The 2,385-nt window shown below is 56.7% G+C and carries 2 protein-coding genes; both read left to right on the top strand.

What is annotated here, in order from left to right:
- The coding region (locus RR842_RS13945) for a DNA methyltransferase (protein WP_332730187.1) at positions 1-1,127 on the top strand (1,127 nt) is incomplete at its 5' end.
- A 1-nt stretch (position 1,128) separates the two neighbouring features.
- Positions 1,129-2,385 (top strand): DEAD/DEAH box helicase family protein (locus RR842_RS13940; protein WP_332730185.1); only part of this gene is annotated, 1,257 nt, incomplete at its 3' end.

The following is a 2,385-nucleotide window of genomic DNA, read 5'->3' as shown; positions in this document are numbered from 1 at the left end:
ACGGTATTCAACATCCATTTACTGGCGAGATTATGTACCCGCCAACATCGTCATGTTGGCGGGTCGGACAATCCGGCCTATTGGACATCCTTAATAAATGGGCACCTTTTGAGCTTCGAGATCTGAACGATAGAGGCAAACGTGCGGCGGTATGCGGAATCTCTGAAGCTGAAGTTCGAGATAACGTTATGGGAATTGCGCTTGCGGTCCCACTAGAACAAGCCAGAGCTTTAGCTCAGAAGCGCTACGACCAAGGCTGCTGGCCCTTGATGTACTTCACCGGAAAAGGTTCAGGAGGAATGCGCCGAAAACGCTACCTTGACGAATCCCAAGGACGTGTAGCCACCAATCTCTGGGGCTATGAAGAAGTCGGGCATACAGATGAAGCCAAAAAGCAACTCAAAGCACTCTTTGACGGCAATGCACCATTTGATACACCGAAGCCAGTTCGTCTGATGAGACGGATTCTTGACATCGCAAGCGATGAAGACTCTATCGTCCTTGACTTCTTTTCGGGCTCGGCAAGCATGGGCGAGGCGGTTGTGGCCAAGAATGCCGAAGACGGCGGGAATCGGAACTTCATTCTGGTTCAGCTGCCAGAAAAGGCATCGGGCGAATGGGACACCCTTTGTGATATCGGCGAAGAGCGTATTCGGCGTGCTGGTGCGAAAATCGCAGCTGAAATCGAGGAGGAGAACAAGCAGCTCAAACTCGGCGAAGAGCCAAAACCCATTCCCGACATCGGTTTCCGCGTGCTCAAGCTCGACGATTCGGGCATCAACAACCCCGATGAGATGACTCTTGTCGACAACGTGGTGAAGGACGACCGCACCGACGAGGATATCATCTTCGAGATGATGCTCAAGTGGGGCCTGGAGCTCACGTTACCTGTTGAGCCGATGGAGGCCGCCGGCTATCCCTGTTATTCCGTCGCATCCGACGAGCTTATCTGCTGCATGTCCGAAGGCCTCACCATCGAAGCGCTGCAGGCTATCGCCGACCGCGAGCCCAGGCGAGTATTCATGCTGGACTCTATCCTCACCGACACCCTCAAGCTCAACGCCGTGCAAATCTTCAAGCATGCCTCCGATAAAAGCGGCCTAGAGATAGAACTGAGGACGGTCTAGCATGTCCCAACTCGAATTCAAGTACTCTTCTGACCAGCAGCATCAGGTGGAGGCCATCGAGGCAACCGTCAACCTGTTCACCGGTCAGCAGTTCATCAGCAGCGCATTCACTGCGAATACGGCGCAAACCTACCAGGCATCGCTAATCAGCGGCGAGGAATACGGCGGGCAGGCCGCGCTGTTCGACACCGTGGGACACGGCAACGACCTGCGCCTTTCGGCGCGGCAGCTGGAAGAGAACCTGCACGCCATCCAAGAGGACAACTGCCTTCCCCCAACGTGCGAAACCACCGACGGTCGCCTGCGCGACTTCACCATCGAGATGGAGACGGGCACGGGAAAAACCTACGTGTACATCCGCAGCATCTACGAGCTGAACAAGCGCTACGGCATCACGAAGTTCTGCATCGTCGTGCCCAACGTGGCCATCCGCGAAGGCATCATGAAGTCGTTCGAAACCACGCGCAAGCACTTCGAGACGCTCTACGACCGAACCCCGCTCGACGTGTTCATCTACGACTCGAAGGACATGGGCCCAGTGGGCAACTTCGCCACGTCGTCGTCCATCCAGGTGATGATCATCAACATCGGCGCGTTCAACAAGGCGTTCGACGACGAAGGGATGGAGGACAAGAGCAACCTGTTCCATCGCCGCAGCGAGAAGCTTATCGGCGGGCGCTCGCCCCAAGAGGTGGTTGCCGCCTGCAAGCCCATCGTCATCATCGACGAGCCGCAGAGCGTAGACAATACGGCAAAGGCGAAGAAGGCCATCAAGAGCCTGAACCCGCTGTTCGTGCTGCGCTATTCCGCCACCCACAAGCAAACCTACAACATGATCTACCGCCTGACGCCGGTCGATGCGTTCCAGCGCGACTTGGTGAAGGGCATCTGCGTCGACTCCATCCAATCGCAGGCAGACATGAACGGCGCTTACGTGCGGCTGGATGCAACCAAGGCGCATCCGTTCAACGCCAAGGTTACCATCGACGTGCGCCAGAAAGATGGAAGCCAGAAGCGCAAGGCCGTAACCGTGAAGACGGGCGACTCGCTGTACGATAAGAGCAACGAGAACTCCGATTACGAGGCCGGGTGGATTGTCTCGAACATCGAGACCGCCGAAGGGCGAGAGTTTATCGAGTTCCAAAACGGCGAGTATCTGGAGAAGGGCGAGGCCGTGGGCGATGTGGCCGAGGCTGCCATCAAGCGCGCGCAGATACGCCGCACCATCGAAGACCATCTGCAGCGCCAGCTGGAGCTG

Source organism: Gordonibacter sp. (genome assembly GCF_036667095.1).
Lineage (GTDB): Bacteria > Actinomycetota > Coriobacteriia > Coriobacteriales > Eggerthellaceae > Gordonibacter.
Note: the sequence above shows the minus strand (reverse complement) of the source record. Positions and strands in the feature narration are given on the sequence as shown.